The sequence below is a fragment of the Melittangium boletus DSM 14713 genome (assembly GCF_002305855.1).
GTDB lineage: Bacteria > Myxococcota > Myxococcia > Myxococcales > Myxococcaceae > Cystobacter > Cystobacter boletus.
Window position 1 is genome coordinate 9,316,908 of the sequence record NZ_CP022163.1, and the last position, 18,814, is coordinate 9,335,721.

An 18,814-nucleotide genomic window follows, 5' to 3' on the forward strand; every position below is an offset into this window, starting at 1 on the left:
CTAGGCGTCGCCCACCAGTTTCTCGAGGTCCGCGAGCTTCTGATCGAGCAGCGCGCCCAGTTCGTCCTGCGGGAGCTGTTCCAGGTTCTCCAGGGATGGGCCCTCCGCCTCGGCCTTGTCCGGCACGTGGCCGGGAGACGACGGGGCAAGGGGCTCCAGGCCGAGGATTTCCGTGGCCAGGTGATGGGTCAGGGCGTCGATGGTGGGATGGTCGAAGACCAGGGTCGCGGCGAGGGTCCGCTCCACACCGAGGCTGGACTGGAAACGGCCTCGCAGCTCGATGGCCATGAGCGAATCCATGCCCGCGTCGAACAGCCGGTCATTGCCCGCGAGCGCCTTGGACAGGCTCACCCCGAGCACCTGGTGCACCTGCTGGTGCACGTGATCCAGCAGCACCTCCTGCTGTCTGCCGCGCGGCAGCCCCTTGAGCCGATCCACCAGGGTGGCCTCTCGCGACCCCGGCGTTCCCACCCGTCCCGGCTCGATCAACTTGCGCAGGAAGTTCGCCGAGCTCGCGAAGCGCTGGACGTACTGATTCCAGTCCACGGGCAGCACCGCCACCGCCGCGGGGCCCTCCTCCATCGCCTGGCCCAGGGCTTCCAGGCCCCGCTCCGGATCGATCCACTCGGAGCCGCGCTGCTGCTCCGGCGAGGCGAAGGCAGCCGCCATGCCGTGGCCACTCCAGGCGCCCCAGTTGATGCTCACGGCCTTGAGCCCGAGCGCCCGCCGGTGATGGGCGAGCGCGTCCAGGAACGCGTTCGCCGCGGCGTAGTTGCCCTGTCCCGCGGCGCCCAACAGCGAGGCCGACGAGGAGAACAGCACGAAGAGGTCCAGGTCCATTCCCCGGGTCTGCTCGTGCAGGTTCCAGCCACCCGCCTGCTTGGGCGCGAGCACCCGCTCGAAGCGGGACGCGTTCTGATGCAGCAGCGTGCCGTCATCCACCACGCCCGCCAGGTGCATCACGCCCCGCAGCGCGGTCTTCGTCTGAGCGAGCGAGGCCAGCACCCGCGCGACATCGCCGGGTTGGGACACGTCACCCGACGCCAGCGTGACCTCGGCACCCGCCTGCCGCAGCGCGCGCAAGGACTCCTTCGCCGCCTCGCCGGGCTCCTTCCTGCCCATGAGCACGAGGTGCCGGGCGCCCTGCTCCACCATCCATCGCGCCACCTGGAGGCCGAGACCGCCCAGGCCGCCGGTGATCAGGTAGGCCCCGTCCGGACGCAACCGCGAGGCGGCGGACCGCGCGTCCGAACCCGCGTACCGGGCGAGCCGGGCGACGTAGCGCTGCCCCTGCCTGTAGGCGACCTGCTCCCCTCGCGGCACGTGCAGCAGCTCCGCGATCAGCGAGGCGTCCTCCGTGGAGGGCGCGCGGGAATCCAGGTCCACGAGCGCGGGGGAGAACTCCGGGTGTTCGAGCGCGAGGGTGCGTCCGAGTCCCCACAGCGCGGACTGCGCCAGCGCGGGAGGCGTGGGCTCCTGACCCGTGCGCTGGGTACCACGCGTCACCAGGAACATCCGGGGGAGCACCGGGAACTCGCCCCTGACGAGGGCCTGGGTGAGGTGGAGCACGCTCTCGCAACCGAGGCGCTGGGCCTCCCGCAGCGAGGCCAGCGTCACCGGCGCGTCCGGCTCCAGGCCCCACAGGTGGACGATGCCGCGGCAGGGCGGCGTGCCCGGCGCGGAGGCGTCCCGAAGCAGGCGCGAGAAGTCCTCCATCCGCGAGGGATCGAGCGTGAACGTCTGGCCGTCATGCGCCGCATAGGCGGCTCCCGGACGGGCCACCACGCACCGCACGCCCCTGCCCCGGAGGGAGCGCACGAGCGCGTCCCCGGTTCCCGTCGCATCGGCGAGCACCAGCCAGGTGCCCTCGAGGACGGCCTCCGTCCCGGCGTCGTGCGGCTGCGCTTCCCAACGCACCTCGTGGGTCCACTGAGAACCCGAGCGCAGGAGCCGCTGGAGCGCCGAGTTCCCCACCCGCTGGAACCGGAGCCCTTCCACCACGGCGCACACCACGCCCGACGCATCGAGCAGACGCACGTCCGCCGTCAACACGCCCTCGGCCGAGGGATCACGGGGCCGCATCGAGACATGGCTCCAGCACGCCGCGCCCGCGGCACGCCAGAACTGGAGCCGCTTGAAGCCCACGGGCAGGTAGAGCGTGTCCTCGGGCGCCTTCGTTCCGTCTCCGAGCAACGTGGCGCCACACACCTGGAGACAGGCATCCAGCAGGGCGGGATGCAGCGGGAAGTGCGCCGACTCCGAGGCCAACGCCTCGGGCAGTTGGACCCATCCGAGCGCTTCCCCGCTCCCCAGGTGGATGCGCTCGATGCCCTGGAAGCCCGGCCCATAGTGGATGCCGAGGGACTGGAAGTGCGCACGGAGCGTCGCCGCCGGCACGTCCCGGGCACAACGAGAGCGCAGCGCGTCCGGCGACACCGGCTCGGGAGCGGGCGCGCCACGAGGAGCCACCCGGAGGGTGCCCGTCGCATGCAGCACCCAGGGCTCATTCGAGGACTCCGCCAGGTCGGCGCGAGCGCTGAAGAGCTGGAAGGACCGCGTGTCATCCCCTCGGGGCGAGAGGACGAGCTGGAGCGTGTGCTCCGCGTCGTCGCGCAACACGAGCACTTCCTGGATGAGCACGTCCTCCAGCGCGTGTGCGCCTTCGCCCAGGAGCTCACGCGCCGCGGCGCGCACCACCTCCATATAGACGGTCGAGGGCAGCACGGTCGCGCCGTGCACCTGGTGATCGGCGAGGAACGGGAACAGGCCCGTGCTCACCGTGCACTCGAACACCGTCTCCTTGAGGGCGGGAGACGAAATCCTCCGGCCCAACAGGCGAGGCGTCCGGGAGCCCGAGAGCGCACCGTGTGCGTGTCCCCGCCGGCGATCGATCCAGTGCCGCTCACGCTGGAAGGGATAGGTGGGCAGGGAGGTACGGCGCCGCGCCCCTCCGGCGCTCACGCTCGCCCAGTCCACTTCCACGCCCCGCGCGTACAGCTTCGCCAGGCCGCCCAGCATCTGCTTCCAGTCCCCCACTCCCGGCTTGAGCGTCCCCACCCACTCCCCTTCCTCCCCCAGGTACTTGCGCCCCACCGCCACCAGCGTCGGCTTGGGCCCCACCTCCACGAATACCCTCTGGCCCCTCTCGTACAGCCCCTTGAGCCCTTCCCAGTACTTCACCGGCTCCCTCACCTGCTTCTTCCAGTACTCCCCCTGGCTGACCTCTTCCCCCTTCACCGGCCTCCCACTCACGTTCCCCACCAGCTCCACGCTCGGCCTCCCCCACTTCACCTTCCCCAACACCTTCCCGTACTCCTCCAGCATCGGCTCCATCAGCGGCGAGTGGAACGCGTGCGTCGTCTTCAACTCCCGGCTCTCCACCCCCTCCTTCCTCAGCTCCTCCACCACCCCTTCCACTTCCTTCTCCCCTCCCGCCACCACCGTCTCCCGGGGGCCATTCACCGCCGCCACCGACACCCGGCTCTCCTTCCCCTTGAGCGCCTGGCGCACCTTCCCCTCCTCCGCCATCACCACCACCATCTTCCCCTTCTCCCCCAAACCCTCCATCAGCTGGCCTCTCTTCGCCACCAGCTCCAGCCCCTCCTCCAGGCTCATCACCTCCGCCACGCACGCCGCCACGTACTCGCCCAGGCTGTGTCCCAGCACCGCCCCCGGCTTCACTCCCCACCCCATCCACACCTTCGCCAGCGCGTACTCCACCGCGAACAGCGCCGGCTGCGCCACGCTCGCCTTACTCAGCAGTGCTCCCTTGCCTCCGTAGAGCACTTCCACCAGCGACTCCCCCATCAGCGGCCGCAGCACCTCGTCGCACCGCTTCATGGTTTCGCGGAACACCGGCTCCGTCTCGTACAGCTCCTGGCCCATTCCCTCCGCCTGCGAGCCCTGGCCCGTGAACAGGAACACCACTTCCTGCACCCTTCCCGCCTCCCGGCTCACCGCTCCCTGCTCCGGCGCCTCTCCCTTCGCCAGCGCCTCCACCTGCTCGCGCAGCTGCTGCACGCTCTCGGCCACCACCGCCGCCCGGTGCGCGAAGTGCGCCCGGCCCGCGTTCGCCGTGAAGCACACCTCCTCCAGCTTCGCTTCCGGGTGCGCCTCCAGGTGCCTCACGTACCGATCCGCCAGCGCTCGCAAGCCCCGCTCGTTGCGCGCCGACAGGGTCAGCAGCCCCGCCGACCGGACCCGGGCATCCCGCGCGGGCACGGCTTCCGGCGCCTCTTCCAGCACCACGTGCGCGTTGGTTCCACCAATGCCGAACGAGCTCACGCCCGCCCGGCGAGGCGTCGCGCCCGCCCGCCACTCCGTGAGCTGGGTGTTCACGTAGAAGGGGCTGCGCGTCTGCTCGAAGAAGGGGTTGGGCTTCTTGCAATGCAGGCTCGGCGGCACGCGCCGGTGCTGCAGGCTCAGGACCGTCTTGATGAGGCCCGCGATGCCCGCGGCCGCCTCCAGGTGACCGATGTTCGTCTTCACCGAGCCAATCGGGCACACCCCGACCGCGTCGGTGCTCGCGCCGAAGACCTGCTGGAGCGCGGACAGCTCGATCTGATCCCCCAGCGGCGTCCCGGTGCCGTGGGTCTCGATGTAGCCCAGGGACGACGGCTCCACGTTCGCGGCGGCGAGGGCCGCGGTGATGACCGCCGCCTGCCCTTCCTGGCTGGGCGCCGTGTAACCAATCTTCAAGGCGCCATCGTTGTTGACCGCCGAGCCCCGGATGATCGCCCGGATGTGGTCTCCCGCGGCGAGCGCGTCATCCAGCCGCTTGAGCACGACCACGCCCGCGCCATTGCCGAAGATGGTGCCCTGGGCGTCCGCGTCGAAGGCGCGGCAGTGCCCATCGGGCGACATGATGCCGCCCTGCTCGTAGAGGTAGCCGGACCTGTGCGGCACCCGGACGGCCACGCCGCCCGCGAGCGCCATCTCACACTCGCCATTGAGCAGCGCCTGGCTCGCCAGGTGGATGGCCACGAGCGACGTGGAGCACGCCGTCTGGACGCTCAGGCTGGGGCCCTTGAGTCCAAGCCGGTAGGACAGATGCGTGGCCAGGTAGTCCTTGTCGTTGCCGATCAAGGTCTGGAGGTCGCGCACGGCCCCCTCACGGCCCAGCGAGGTCGGGTCCATCTGGAAGAGCAGGTAGTTGCTGATGATGGAGCCCGCGTACACGCCCACGCGTCCATCCAGCTTGCGCGGGTTGTAGCCCGCGTCCTCGATAGCCTCCCAGACGCACTCGAAGAAGACGCGGTGCTGGGGATCCATGAGCCGCGCCTGCTTCGGCATGAGGCCGAAGTGCTCGGCGTCGAAGGACTCGATGTCCTCGAGGACCGCTCCCGCGCGGACGTAGTTGGGATCGCGCAGCAGCGAGGGCTCCAGCACCTCGCGCCGCACCTCGTCCTCCGAGAAGAAGGAGATCGACTCGACGCCCTCGGACAGGTTGCGCCAGAACTCCTCGAGGTTGCGCGCCCCGGGGAAGCGGCCCGACATGCCGACGATGGCGATGGGCTGCTGCCTGCTGGAGGACTCGCGCCTGGGCACGCTCACGACGGGCGCGGGCACCGGGACAGGCACTGGCGCGGGGATGACGGCCTGCTTCGCGACGGGAGCAGGAGCCTCCTTCGGCGCCGGAGCTGGAGCCGGAGCAGGCGGAGGTGGCGGCGCGGACGCCGGGGCCTTCTTCGCCGCGAGCTGTTCGCCGACGTACTCCGCCAGGGAGCGGACGGTGGTGTAGCGGAACATCTGCGCGATGGGGAACTCCACCTGAAGCCGCTCGCGCAGCTTGCGGTGGATCTGCACGACGTGGACCGACGTGCCACCCAGGTCGAAGAAGTTGAGGTGGACATCCACCTCCTTGAGTTGGAGCACTTCGCCCACGATGGCGGAGAGCGTCTGCTCCGTGCTCCCCTGGGGCGCGCTCCCCGAGGAGGCCTTCGTCGTCTCCGGCAGCTCGGCCGCGGGGGCGCGCAAGGCACCGCGATCCACCTTGCCGTTGGCCGTGAGCGGCAGGGCCTCCATCACGACGAAGCTGGAGGGCACCATGTACGCGGGCAGCTTCGCCGCTAGGTGCCGCCGCAGCTCATCGGAGAGCGAGGCGGAGGGCGCGGCCCGCTGGGCCTTGGGCTTCGCCAGGCTCGCCGAGGGATCCACGCCGCCGCCCAGGAAGCTGTGCAAGAGCACGTGCTGCTCGTCCAGGAGGAACGCCTGGCGCAGCGGCTCGAAGTTCAGGCCACCCACGGGGCACAGTCCCAGCTGGCTCTCCGGCGCCGAGCTCATCAGGAGCTGGGCCATGTAGCCGGCCTCGAGCATGCAGAAGTCCCGCGCGTACTCGCCATAGAGCGGCGTGATCGCGCTCATCTGCGCGACGAGGAAGAGCGAGAAACCACAGGCGTCGAAGATGGAGCGGTTGCCCGCGACGTACAGGCCCCGATCCAGGGTCACGTCCGGCGTGAGCAGGACGAGTTCGTGACGCTTCGGGTGGTAGTAGTACGTGCCCCCCACCAGACCCTCGACCGCGCCCGGCTTGAGGTGCAGATAGGCCTGCACCGGATAGAGCCCGCCCACCGAGGGGTAGCGGTACTTGGGCTGCAGGAAGTCGTCGAGCGACAGCTGCATGAGGCAGCCCAACATGTCGCCCAGGCGCGACACGGTCAGGGGCTCGGACAGGAAGGTCCGGTGGCTGCGCCGATCCGTGTACTTGCGGCGCAGGGACTCGTCCGCCTCTGGACGCCGCAGCGCGAGGGCCTGGTGCTGGTTCGCATCCGCCCGCAGGCCCGGCTCCTTGAGCTTGAACTCCAGGCGGGCCACCGGATCCGTGATGACGTCCTGGGGCGGCCTCGGGCCATTGTCCTCCAGGAGCGAGTCCTCCGAGGACGGCGCCGCGACGAGGTTGGGCGCGAGCTGATCCGGGACGACATAGGCGACGAGGCGCCGGATTCCCCCGGGCTTGCCCACGGCGTTGACCACCGCGGCGCGCACGCCCGGGTGCGAATCGAGCGCGGCCTCGATCTCGCCCAGCTCGATGCGATAGCCCTGGATCTTCACCTGGAAGTCCTCGCGGCCGAGGAATTCGATGTCGCCGCCCGGCAGGAAGCGGCCCAGGTCGCCCGTCGCGTACAGGCGCTCACCCGTGCGCGGGTGCGTGATGAAGCGCTCGGCGGTGCGGGCCGGATCCCGGTAGTAGCCCAGCGACAGGCCAATGCCCCCGATGTAGAGCTGGCCGGTGATCCAGTCCGGACAGGACTCCAGCGAGGCATCCAGCACGTAGAAGCGCTGGTTCACCATGGGCCGGCCGTAGGGGATGCTCCGCCAGGTGGGGTCCACCTCGCCAATCCGGTAGAGGATGGACCAGATGGACGCCTCGGTGGCTCCACCCAGGCTCACCACCTCGACGTCGCGCGACCGGGCGCGGAGCCGATCGGGCAGCGACACGGGAATCCAATCCCCGCTCATGAGGACGAGCCGCAGCGAGTCGGGCAGACGCTGGCCCATGCCCTCCGCGTACTCGACGCACATGTCCATCAGCGCCGGAACGGAGTTCCACAAAGTCACGCCCCGCTGCTCCAGCAGGGACAACCACCGGCTCGGGTCTCGCGACGTCCCGGGCTCCGGCATCACGATGGCGGCACCCGCGGCGAGCATTCCGAAGAGGTCGTAGACGGACAGATCGAAGCTGAGCGACGAGAGCGCGAGCACCCGATCCCGGGGCTCCACCGCGAAGCGCTCGTTCATGTCGAGCACGGTGTTGACCGCGCCCCGATGGTCGATCATCACGCCCTTGGGCCGTCCCGTCGAGCCCGAGGTGTAGATGACGTAGGCGAGGCTGTTGTCGCTCCGGGGAGCCGGCGCGACCCACGACGGGCCCAGCGCGTCGTCGAGGTCCACCGCGAGCCGCGTGGGGCCCTGGGGCCAGCTCAACGAGGCGTCCAGGTGCGATTGCGTGAGGACGAGCTCGACCTGGCCTTCCTGGATCAGATCCTGGAGGCGCTCGGACGGCAGGGCGGGATCCAACGGCAGGTAGGCCGCTCCCGCGCGGAGGATGGCGATCGCCGCGATCACCTGCTCCATCCCCTTCTCGGCGACAATGGCCACGAGGCGGCCGGGCGAGGCGCCTCGCGAGAGGAGCCACGCGGCGATGCGGGACGAGCGGCGCTCCAGCTCCGCGTACGTGAGGGTCTGATCCCGGAAGAAGACGGCGGGGGCCTCGGGCCGCGCGGCCGCCTGCCGCAGGAACAATGCCTCGAGCCGCTCCGAGGAAACAGGCCGCTCGGTGGCGTTGAACGCATCCCGGCGCGCCTGCTGCGCGGGCAGCAGCGGCTGCCGGGCGGGCGCGTGCCAGGCCGAGGCATCCTCGGAGAGCCGGCGCAGCAGCAGTTGATAGGAGTCGAAGATCGAGTCGAGCAGCCCGGGGGGGAAGAGGCCCTCGACGTAGTCCCAGCTGAAGTACAGCTCGTCGTTGAGCTCGAAGACCTGGTAGTCGAGCCACACCTGGGGGGTCTGGGTGATGAGCTCGGCGATGCGCACCCCCTCGGGGACCCGCAGCGAGCGCCCCGTGCCCGAGACGAGACTCGTGAACACGTAGGGCATGGGGGAGTGGGCGTCCCAGCGTCCCGTCCGGGCCGCTTCGCGCAGCACCTGGACGCTCGACACGGACAGGTGCTCCAGATCCTCGAAGAACTGACCCTGCACCCGCCGCGCCCGCTCGGCGAAGGACTCCCGCCGCGAGCAGTCCACCTCCAGCAGGATGCCCGAGGTGAAGTCTCCGATGATCCGCTCCACGTCCTCGATCACCGGCAAGCGGTTGAAGAGGGTCAGGTTGAGCGTCAGCCGATCATTCCGCCCGTGCTCGCGAAGCACCTCGCCATAGGCGGCGCACAGGGCCATGGACGGCGTCACGTCGGCGGCCTTGGCGTTCTCCAGGAAAGCGCGCCAGGCGGCGCGATCCAACCCGGACTTGCGGCGCACGAAGCGGCGGGTGCCGTTGATCTCGTTCTCACCCGCGAGCGGCAGCTCGGGGGGCCCGGCCATGGTCCGCACGCGCTCGCGCCAGTAGCCAAGGGAGGCCTGATAGGCCTTGGAGTCCGCGGCCCGGCGCTTCTCGGCGGCCAGGCAGTAGTCGCGGAAGGTGCTGCGCGAGACGGGCAGGCGCGCCTCGGGATCCCGGTAGAGCGTGGCGCACTGCTCGATGAGGAGCTGGAAGCTGAACGCATCCGCCACCAGCAGATCCAGGCTGATGTGCAGATGCACCTGGCCGTTGGGCATCCGGGTCGCGCGGATGTCGAACAGGGGGAAGCGATCCGCGGGGAGCACCTGATGGGACAGCTCGCCACGGACCCGCTGCAGATGGGCCTCGGCCTCCTCGGACGTGGCGCCCAGCAGATCATGCAGGGCGATGGTGAAGGGCGGCACCGACTCGAGCACCACCTGCTGCCCGGAGGCGAGCACCACCATGCGCAGCATGTCGTGGTGATCGATGAGCCGGCGCAGGGCCTGCTCGAGCCGCATGAGATCCAACACGTCGAAGGCGAGCTCGAAGTAGCAGTGCGCCGAGACGACGCCCATGTCGAAGGCGCCCTGCCGGCCCACCCAGTACGCGTTCTGGATGTCGGTGAGCGCGAAGGGCTCGAAGCGCCCGGGGCTCACGGGCACGACATCCACCGCCGCCGCCGGAGTGGCGGCCTGACTCGCGGCGCGCAGATGCTCGATGAGCTGCGCCTTGCGCTCCTTCAGACCCGCGCGGATCTCCTCGGTGAGGTGGCCAGGGGGAGCACGGAAGCGCAGCGCATCCCCCTCCACCCACAGATCGATGCCCTTGCGCTGCAACTCGATGATGAACTCAGCAGTCGTCACAGCGAGCCCTCCTCCCACTCCAGACCACCGCCCACGAGCGCATGGAGGAGCGTGTGCTCCTCCTCCCACTGGAACACCCCGCGCAGCTCCTCCGCGCGCGGCGCCTCGACCTGGCACAACCCCAGATCGAGGTCGGAAGCCCGCATCTCCAGCAACTGCGCCATCAATCCCGCCTCGAGCAGGGCGTAGTCCCGCCACTTCTCCCCATGGATGGGCGCGAGCACACGGCGATCACAGACGAAGAAGAACGAGAAGGCCGCGCTCGCGGCGAGGGCGCGGTTGCCCTTTGCGTGCAGCATGAGATCCAGCGCGCCGGTGTCCGACAACCGCACGAGCGCGTGACGCACGGGATCATGGCAATACGTGCCACCGTCCAGTCCCCGCACCCGGCCCGACGCCACGTGCAGGTAGAGCCGCACGCCATAGGCGCCCGCCGCCGAGCCGTACTGGTACTTGCGCTTGCCGTCGAGCTCCAGGGGCCGCAGGTTCGACACCAGCCGGCCCAGCGTCTTCGCGTCGACCGGCTGCGAGGAGAAGGTCCGATGGCTCGTGCGCTTGAGGTGGCGGCGGCGCAACTCCTCGTCCTCCCCCAACGCTTCCAGGGGCAGCGTGATCTGGGGCGCCGGACTCGCCACGGCGCTGGCCGTCGCGGGCGCGGCCTCCTTCGGCGCTTCCGCCGGTTGCCGCGCGAGGTAGTAGGCCGCGATCTCCCCGGCGTTGCGCAGCATGAGGAACTCGGCGAGCTTGGGCCGGCTGCCCAGGTGCTGCTCGAGCAGCGACGCGAGCTTGATCAACTCCACCGAGGAGGCACCCAGCTGACGCAGGTTGTCCTGGGGATCGACCTCCGGACGCCGGAGGACCTCGGCGACGAGGTGCGTCACCTTCACGAGCAGTTCCCCTCCCTGGCCGGGAGCGAGCGCCGTGGAGCGGGAAACCGGAGCGGCGGGCTCGGGAAGCGCCTTGCGATCCACCTTGCCGTTGCTCGACAGGGGCAGCCGCTCCAGGTGAACGAAGATGCCGGGCACCATGTACTGGGGCAGCGTCGCACCCAGGAAGGACTGGAGCGATTCAGCCGAAGGCACGGCTTGACCTTCCGCCACCACCACATACGCCACCAGCCTGCGGGCGGAGCGCTCACCGGGAGCGGCGACCACCGCCTCCCGGAGCGCGGGATGGCGCAGGAGCGCCGCCTCGATCTCTCCCAGCTCGATGCGATGCCCGGCCACCTTCACCTGGAAGTCCTTGCGGCCCAGGAACTCGATGTCCCCCCCCGGCAGGAAGCGGCCCAGATCGCCCGTGCGGTACAGCCGCTCGTTCGTCTTCGGGTGGACGATGAAGCGCTCCGCGGTGCGGACATCATCCCGGAAGTAGCCCCGGGCCACGCCCACGCCGCCGATGAAGAGCTCTCCCGGCACGTAGTCCGGGCGCGAAGCCAGCGCATCGTCGAGCACGTAGAAGCGCTGGTTGAGCATGGGCCGGCCGTAGGGAATGCTGCGCGCCGTGGGCTCCACCTGCCCGATGGGGTGCAGGATGGACCAGACCGAGCCCTCCGTGGCACCTCCCAGACTGATGATCTGGATGTCGCCGCGCGCCAGCCGCCGGATGCGATCCGGGAGGGTGACGGGAATCCAGTCACCACTCATCATCACCAGGCGCAGCGAGTCCGGAAGGCGCTCGCCCCGGGTCTCGGCCACGTCGACGAGCATTTCCATCAGCGTGGGGACCGAGTTCCAGACCGACACGCGATGCGTGCGCAGCAGGTTCAACCAGCTCGCGGGATCCTTCGTGGCCTCGCTCTCGGGCAACACGAAGGCCGCGCCCACCGCGAGCGCTCCGAAGATGTCATACACGGAGAGATCGAAGCCGAGCGACGACAGCGCGAAGACCCGATCCTCCGGGCCCACCTGGAAGCGCGAGTTGATGTCCTGCACGGTGTTCGCCGCGGAGCGATGATCGATCATCACGCCCTTGGGGCGGCCGGTGGAGCCCGACGTGTAGATGCAGTAGGCGAGGTCCGTGACACTGCCCCGCCGCTCGGGAAGGGCCGCTCCGCGCGCGATGTCCGCGACGACCACCACCTCGACGTCCTCGGGCCAGGACAGCCGCTCCGCCAGGCGCGGCTCCGTCAACGCCACCTTCACCTGCCCCTCTTGAAGCAGGAGGTTGCGGCGATCCTCCGGAAGCGCCGGATCCACGGGCAGGTAGGCGGCACCCGCGAGCTGGATCGCCAGGACCGCGACGGCCTGCCGCCACCCCTTCTCCAGGACGACGGCGATCAGGGTATCGGGCTTCGCCCCCAGCGTGACGAGCTGGGAGGCCAGGGCGCTCGCGTGCTCACGCAGCTGCGCGTAGCTCAGCGTCCGCCCGTGGTCGATGACCGCCACCCGCTCCGGCATCCGCTCCGCCTGGGCGAGGAAGAGCGCGTCGAGACGGGCCTCGGGAATGGCGGCGGCGGTGGCGTTGAACGACTCGCGCCGGGCGCGTTGGGCCGCGGGCAGTTGGACGCAGGAGCGCTCGTTCCACGCCTCGGTGCTGTCGGCCAGCCGGCCAATCAGCTCGCCCCAGGCGGAGAAGGCATCCTCGATCATCCCCTCGGGGAAGAGGCCTTCGGGGTAGTCCCAGGAGAAGAGGAGCGCGCCGTCGTCGTCGCGCAACTGGCAGTCGAGCCACACCTGGGGCGTCTGGGTGATGGTGTAGTTCGTCTGACCCAGCCAGGAGAACAGCCCGGAGACGTCCGACTTGCGCGAACGCAGGCCGAGCATGCTCGTGAAGACGACGGGCATGAGCGCCCCGAAGCCCTCGCGCCGCCGCGACTGCTCGCGCAGCACGCGCACGCCGCTCATCTCGTTGTGCTCCAGATCCCTCGCGAGCTGATCCCGCAGGCGGATGGCGCGCTCGGTGAAGGTCTGCCCCTGGCCATCGACCTCCAGCAGCACGTTGGAGGTGAAGTCACCCACGAGCCGGTTGATCTCCGGGTGGATGGGCAGGCGGCGGAACACCGTGAGGTTGATGCAGAAGCGAGCGCTCTCTCCCCAGGCGGCGAGGACATCGGAGAAGGCACTGCACAAGACGCCAGCGCGCGTGAGTCCCGCCTCGGCGGCCCGCTCCTTCAGGCGCTCCCAGCGCGCCGGCTCGAGGCGAGCGCCAATGCGCCGGAACGTGGGACGCACCAGGTGCTCGGGAGACGTGGCGAGCGGCAGCACGGGCGCGGGGGGCAGGTCCGCGAGCCGCGAGAACCAATAGGACTCCGCGCGCCGGTAGGCCGGCGTGTCATGGGAGGCCAGCTCCGCGAGCACGTGCTCCCGGAAGGACACCGGCACCGGAGCGAGGACCTTCTCCGGCTCGAGGTACAACTCCCTCCACTCCTCCTGGAGCGCGAGCACGGCGGAGGCATCGGCGGTCATGATGTCGATGTCGACGTGGATGCGCACCCGCCCCTCGTCCAGGAGCGTCGCCTGGAGCGCGAAGGTAGGCCACTGGCCCGGCGGCGTGGCCCGGGTGGAGAACTCGTGGCGCACGGCCGCGAGCTTCTCCTCGACCTGGGCCGAGGGCTGGCCGCGCAGGTCCAGCACGGGAATGGAGTAGGCGGGAACGCTCTCCAGCACGCGCTGCTCTCCGGAGGGGAGCACCACCGAGCGCAGCATCGCGTGCTGATCGATGAGGCGCTGCCAGGCCCTCGACAACCGGCCGACGTCCACGTCCCGGGCGTCGATCTCGTTGTACATGTGGCAGGCGATCCCGCCGATCCCGAAGTCCGTTCCCCGGCCAATCAGGTACGCCTGCTGGATGTCCGTCAGCGGGAAGGGCTCGTGCTGACGTCTGGCGCGCTCGGGCGCCTCGCGCTGCTGGCACAGCGCGAGCAATTCCGCCTTGTTCGCGGCGATCCGCCGTTGCAGCTCGGGGGTGATGACATTGCGCGCCGCGCGAACCCGGAGGTGTTCGTCCTCGACCTTGAGTTCCACACCCATGCGCGTCAGTTCGGAAATGAGATCAAGGGCGTTCAAAACCGGAACTCCTCCATCTGCTCATCGAGAGCGGATTCAGGGGGCAACACCGCGAGCTGCTCGATGACGAGCGTCACGAGGTCTGGCAAACACAGACCGCTCAACAGCCGGGCGGTCGAAACGGAGATTCCCAGCGTCTGCTCGATCCGGGCCTTGATCTTCATGCCCATGAGCGAGTCGAAGCCAAAGCGCACGAGCGGCAGGCTCCAGTCGGACAGGTCCTGGGTGAGTTCCAGCTGGCGTGCCACCTCGGCGCGCAGGAAGGACTCGACCCGCGCCAGGCGCTCCTCGGCGGGCATGTCGGCCAGGGCCCGCGCGCTGGGCAGGGGCTCCGCGGTTCCAAACGTCGAGGCCGTCGGCAGGGACTGGAGACGATCGGCCAGCAGGGCCGCCGGGGCGTCCTCGGACGCCGGGACCGCGGACGTCCCCGACCGCACCGGCTGGAGCGCCGCGGAGCCTCCCGCGACCCAGTACCGCTCCCGCTGCCACGGATAGGACGGCAGCGGCACCCGCTCCCCGCCCTCGGGGAAGAGCCCCGCCCAGGAGGGAGTGCCCCCCGCGGCGTAGAAGCCCCCCAGCAGCGTGCGCAGGGTGTGGTGCTCGGGCTCGCCCCGCCGCAAGGGCGACAACACCGTCGCGCTCTTGCCGAGCTTCTGGAAGCACTGCTGGACCGGGCGGGCCAGGACCGCGTTGGGGCCGATCTCGATGAAGAGCGTGAAGCCCTGCTCCGCGAGCGTGGCGATCACCGGCGCGAAGCGCACCGTCTGACGGTAATTGCGCGTCCAGTGCTCCGCGTCGAAGTCCCCGGGCTTCGCCCGCTCGCCCGTGACGGTGGTGTAGAGCGGCACGGTCGGAGCATTCAGGCGAAGCGAGCCGAGCGCCCGCCGCATCGCCGGCCGGCGCGGCTCGACCGCGGGACTGTGGGAGGCGTAGCGGATGCCCATCTGCCGGGCGGAGATGCCGCGCGCGGTGAGCTCCCGCACCAGCTCCTCCATGGCACCCGCCTCGCCCGACAACAGCGTGGACGAGGGGCTGTTGAGCGCCGCGATCGACAACCGGTCCCCGTAGGGAGCGATCACCGCCCGGGCCTCCTCCTCCGAGAGCTCCAGGGCGGACATGGCGCCATCGCCAATGTCCGTGTGCAGCTCGCCACTGGCATGCGTGACGAGCATCGCGTCCTCGAGCGACAGCACCCCCGCGGTGTACGCCGACGAGACCTCGCCGATGCTGGAGCCGACGATCGCATCGGGCACGATGCCCCAGGAGCGGAGCAGGGCCGCGAGCCCCATCTGCAGGGCCACGTGCGCGGGCTGCGAGTACCTCGACAGGTCGAAGCGGGGCTTGTCCCGCCGCCACTCCTCGATGAGGGACCACCCCACGATGCGTTGGTAGACGGCATCGGCGGCGAGCACCGCGTCGCGGAAGACGGGCTCCTGATCGATCAGCGCGCTGCCCGTGCCCGGCCAGTGTCCGCCCTGGCCGGAGAACAGGAAGGCCACCCGGGGCGCCGGACCCGGACGCACGGACCCCGACTGGAGGTCGGGATGCGCCAGCCCCCGCTGGAAAGCCTCGAGGGCCCCCACCGCGTCACGCCGGGAACGGGACGCCACCGCGAGCCGGTGCCCATGGTGCTCCCGGTGACAGGTCGTGGAATAGCTCAGCGCGCGCAGGCCGGCGGACTCCGCCTCGGGCGAGGAGAGCTGGGCGGACAGACGCTGGGCGGCCTCGCTCAGCGCCCGCGGCGTGCGCGCGGAGAGGACGAGCAGCTCCGCGCGCTCCTCGGCACCCGGGGCCACCGGACGGCGCGCGGGCTCGGGCGCCTCCTCCAGGACGACGTGGGCGTTGGTGCCACTGAGGCCCAAGGCGCTCACGCCAGCGATCCGCCGCTGGCCGGCGGCCACGGACCACGGCCGGTGCTCGGAGATGACCTCGACCGGCAGCTCCGCCCAGGGAATGTGCGGACTCGGGTCCTTGAAGTGCAGGCTGCGCGGCAGCGCCCGGTGGCGCAAGGCGAGCGCCACCTTGATCAAGCTGGCGATTCCCGCCGCGCCCTCCAGGTGGCCGAGGTTGGTCTTCACCGAGCCAATCCCCACCGGCGCGGAGGCGGCGCGTTGCCGGCCGAGCACGGCGGCGAGGGCCTTCACCTCGACGGAGTCCGCCAGGAGCGAGCCCGCGCCATGGGCCTCGACATAGCCCACCTCTTGGGGAGCGATCCCCCCCTGCCCCAGCGCGCGCTCGATCACCCGCTCCTGCGCCGCCTGATGGGGAGCGGTGAGCCGGTTGGTGCGGCCGTCCTGATTGACCGCCGACCCGCGCACCACGGCGAAGATGGAGTCCCCGGCGGCGATCGCGTCCGACAGGCGCTTGAGCACCACGACGCCCGCGCCCTCGCTCCGCACGTAGCCATTGGCGGCGCCGTCGAAGGCCTTGCAGGCCCCATCCGGCGACAGCGCCTTGAGCTTGGAGAAGTAGACCGTCATCCGCGGCGAGAGCAGGAGGTTGGCCCCGCCCACGAGCGCCAGATCACACTCCCCCGCCCGCAGGCTCTGACACGCCAGGTGCGTGGCGACCAGCGACGAGGAGCAGGAGGTGTCCACGACGAGTGCCGGTCCCTCCAGCCCCAGCGTGGAGGCGATCCGCCCCGCGGCCATGCTCAGCACGCCGCCCGAGCCCGAATAGGGATTGATGCCACGGGGGTCCGGGGCGTTGAGCTCCAGCTGGGCGTAGTCGCTCAGGCAGATGCCGAGGAACACGCCGGTGGGCGTCCCCTTGATCCGCTCCGCCACGACGCCCGCGTCCTCCAGCGCCTCCCAGGACAGCTCGAGCAGGAGCCGCTGCTGGGGATCCATCGACCGGGCCTCGGGGGCGGAGATGCCGAAGAACGAGGCATCGAACGCATCCACCTCCGAGAGGAACCCACCGTGGCGCGAATACGTCTTCCCCGGCGCCTCGGGGTTTGGATCATACCAGGCGTCCAGACTCCAACGCTCCGAGGGCACCTCGCGGACCGCGTCCACGCCTTGCGCCAGGAGCTTCCAGAACTCCTCCGGATGGCGCACCCCTCCCGGCAACCGGCACGCCATTCCCACGATGGCGAGCGGCTCCTGCCCGGACGAAGCGATCTGCGGCGCGATCTGACGTGTGTGCATGATGCCCTGGCAACGGCGTGCCTGATGGAATGCCCCTGGGCACTCACCTCCCGGCGGGAACCGTGCTCGGGTTCAAGACAAGGCAAAGACAGACGCGCAACGCCCCGTCGGCGCCGAGGTCTTTCTTCCTTGGGGTGATGGAGTGGGGGGGTCGTTAACGCCTTGTGTGCTCCGGACAACATAGTAGGAGCCGAAAGACCTGTCTACCCCGAACAAAAGAGTCCACCGAGGGGGTACTCCCGAGGGCCGCGGGCCTCCGTTATATTGGACGAACCGCCAGAACTGACGCCGCGACACCCCGGAAAACCCGACTTTCGTGGCTGAATCCACGCTAAATCGATATATCGATACATGTATATGTGGCGGTGGATTCACTCAGCGTACGGAAGCGTTTGCTTTGCCCAGGTCGTCAGCATGTCTGTCTGATGAGCAGGCGAGCCGTCGTGCGCGTTCTCGCGCAGTGCCTAGCTTGGGACGAGGTGCGAGAGGAGGCACCCTCCATGAGTCTGGTGACGCTCTACACGAAGAAGGATTGTCCTTACTCCCGTGGCGCCAAGGCACTCCTTAACCAGATGGGTATCCACTACGAGGACATCGACGTGACGTATGACAAGCGCCGACTCCTCGAGATGATGGAGCGCTCCAATGGGGGCATCTCCGTACCGCAGATCTTCATCGCCGGGCACCACATTGGCGGGTTCTCCGAACTCACCCGGCTCCAGCAACGGGGCGATCTGACCGCCCTGCTGGGCGGCCAGGAGCCGGCGCCCAGTCCCTCCTGAGCCTGTCCGGGGCGATCAGCCCTCGCGTCCGCGGTACCAGGCCACGAGCCGGGCGAGTCCCTGCTCCAGCGTCACCGAGGGACGAAAGCCCGTCTCGCGCTCCAGCGCCGTCACGTCCGCGCACGTGGCGTCCATCTCCTCGGAGCGCGAGGACCGCATCTCCACCCAGGCCGTGGTGCCCAAGTGCTCCTCGAGCAGATCCACCAGCCGTGACATCGACACCGGCGTGCCCCGGCCCACGTTCAGCACGCGATAGAGCGGCAGGCCCGTGGGGGCCGCGTCCAGCACCCGCACCAGCGCCTCCACCACGTCGTCGATGTAGGTGAAGTCCCGCTGGGCCTTGCCCTCGCCATGCAGTTCCAGCGAGCGGCCCTCCAACATCGCGCGCAGGAACATCATGGGGGCCATGTCCGGCCGGCCCCAGGGGCCATACACGGAGAACAGCCGCAGTCCCGTGATGGGCATGGCGTACTGGTGGCTGTAGGCGTGCGCCATCATCTCGTTGGCGCGCTTGGTGGCCGCGTAGAGGCTCAGGGGCCGATCCGCCGCCGAGTCCTCCGAGAAGGGCATGTCCGAGCCCGCGCCGTACACCGAGCTGGACGAGGCGAACACCAGGTGCTCCACCCGTGAGCGGCGGCACAGCTCCAGCACCTGGAGGAACCCCGTGACGTTCGTCTCCGCGTATTCGGGTGACTCGGAGTCCAGCGTCCGCACCCCCACCCTCGCCGCCAGGTGCACCACCCGCTCCGGCCGCGCCCCGTCGAACAGCTCCCGGCAGGCCTTCGCGTCGCGGATGTCCATCCGGTGGAAACCGAAGTGGGGGGCCGCCCGAAGCCGGGACAGCCGTGTGGCCTTCAAGGTCACGTCCCCCGACGTGTCCAGGTTGTCCACGCCGATGACGGTGTCCCCGCGCGCGAGCAGCCGCTCACAAACGTGGTATCCGATAAAGCCCGCGGCTCCCGTGACGAGCACCTTCATGTCCTGCTCCCTTGCGACCCCGGCCCCCCTCCAGAGACCCGAGGAC

At 70.0% G+C, this 18,814-nt stretch carries 5 protein-coding genes; 1 reads left to right on the forward strand and 4 read right to left on the reverse strand.

Going from position 1 to position 18,814, the window contains the following annotated elements:
• From MEBOL_RS38435 to MEBOL_RS38445, 3 genes are read right to left on the reverse strand one after another with little or no spacing between them, the layout of a single operon-like run.
• Positions 1-9,855 (reverse strand): hybrid non-ribosomal peptide synthetase/type I polyketide synthase, encoded by a 9,855-nt coding sequence (locus MEBOL_RS38435; protein WP_095982063.1) that lies wholly within the window; start codon positions 9,853-9,855, stop codon positions 1-3.
• Positions 9,852-13,859, reverse strand: a complete 4,008-nt coding sequence (locus tag MEBOL_RS38440) for a non-ribosomal peptide synthetase (protein WP_170115677.1) — start codon at positions 13,857-13,859, stop codon at positions 9,852-9,854. Before MEBOL_RS38440 ends, MEBOL_RS38435 begins: the two co-directional genes overlap by 4 nt.
• Positions 13,856-17,008, reverse strand: coding sequence for a type I polyketide synthase (locus MEBOL_RS38445; RefSeq protein ID WP_095982064.1), 3,153 nt, complete (start codon positions 17,006-17,008; stop codon positions 13,856-13,858). The genes MEBOL_RS38440 and MEBOL_RS38445 overlap by 4 nt, the downstream gene beginning before the upstream one ends.
• Positions 17,009-17,508: 500 nt before the next feature.
• Between MEBOL_RS38445 and grxC the strand changes: the two genes are divergently transcribed.
• Positions 17,509-17,790 (forward strand): glutaredoxin 3, encoded by a 282-nt coding sequence (gene grxC, locus MEBOL_RS38450; protein ID WP_095982065.1) that lies wholly within the window; start codon positions 17,509-17,511, stop codon positions 17,788-17,790.
• Between the two features lie 15 nt (positions 17,791-17,805).
• Here grxC and MEBOL_RS38455 read toward each other — a convergent pair whose 3' ends face one another.
• Positions 17,806-18,768, reverse strand: a complete 963-nt coding sequence (locus tag MEBOL_RS38455) for an SDR family NAD(P)-dependent oxidoreductase (protein WP_095982066.1) — start codon at positions 18,766-18,768, stop codon at positions 17,806-17,808.
• Positions 18,769-18,814 lie beyond the last annotated feature (46 nt).

Coding starts and splice junctions, on each gene's coding strand:
- MEBOL_RS38455 (WP_095982066.1), bottom strand. CDS start 18,768: ATGAAGGTGCTCGTCACGGGAGCCGCGGGCTTTATCGGATACCACGTT.
- grxC (WP_095982065.1), top strand. CDS start 17,509: ATGAGTCTGGTGACGCTCTACACGAAGAAGGATTGTCCTTACTCCCGT.
- MEBOL_RS38445 (WP_095982064.1), bottom strand. CDS start 17,008: ATGCACACACGTCAGATCGCGCCGCAGATCGCTTCGTCCGGGCAGGAG.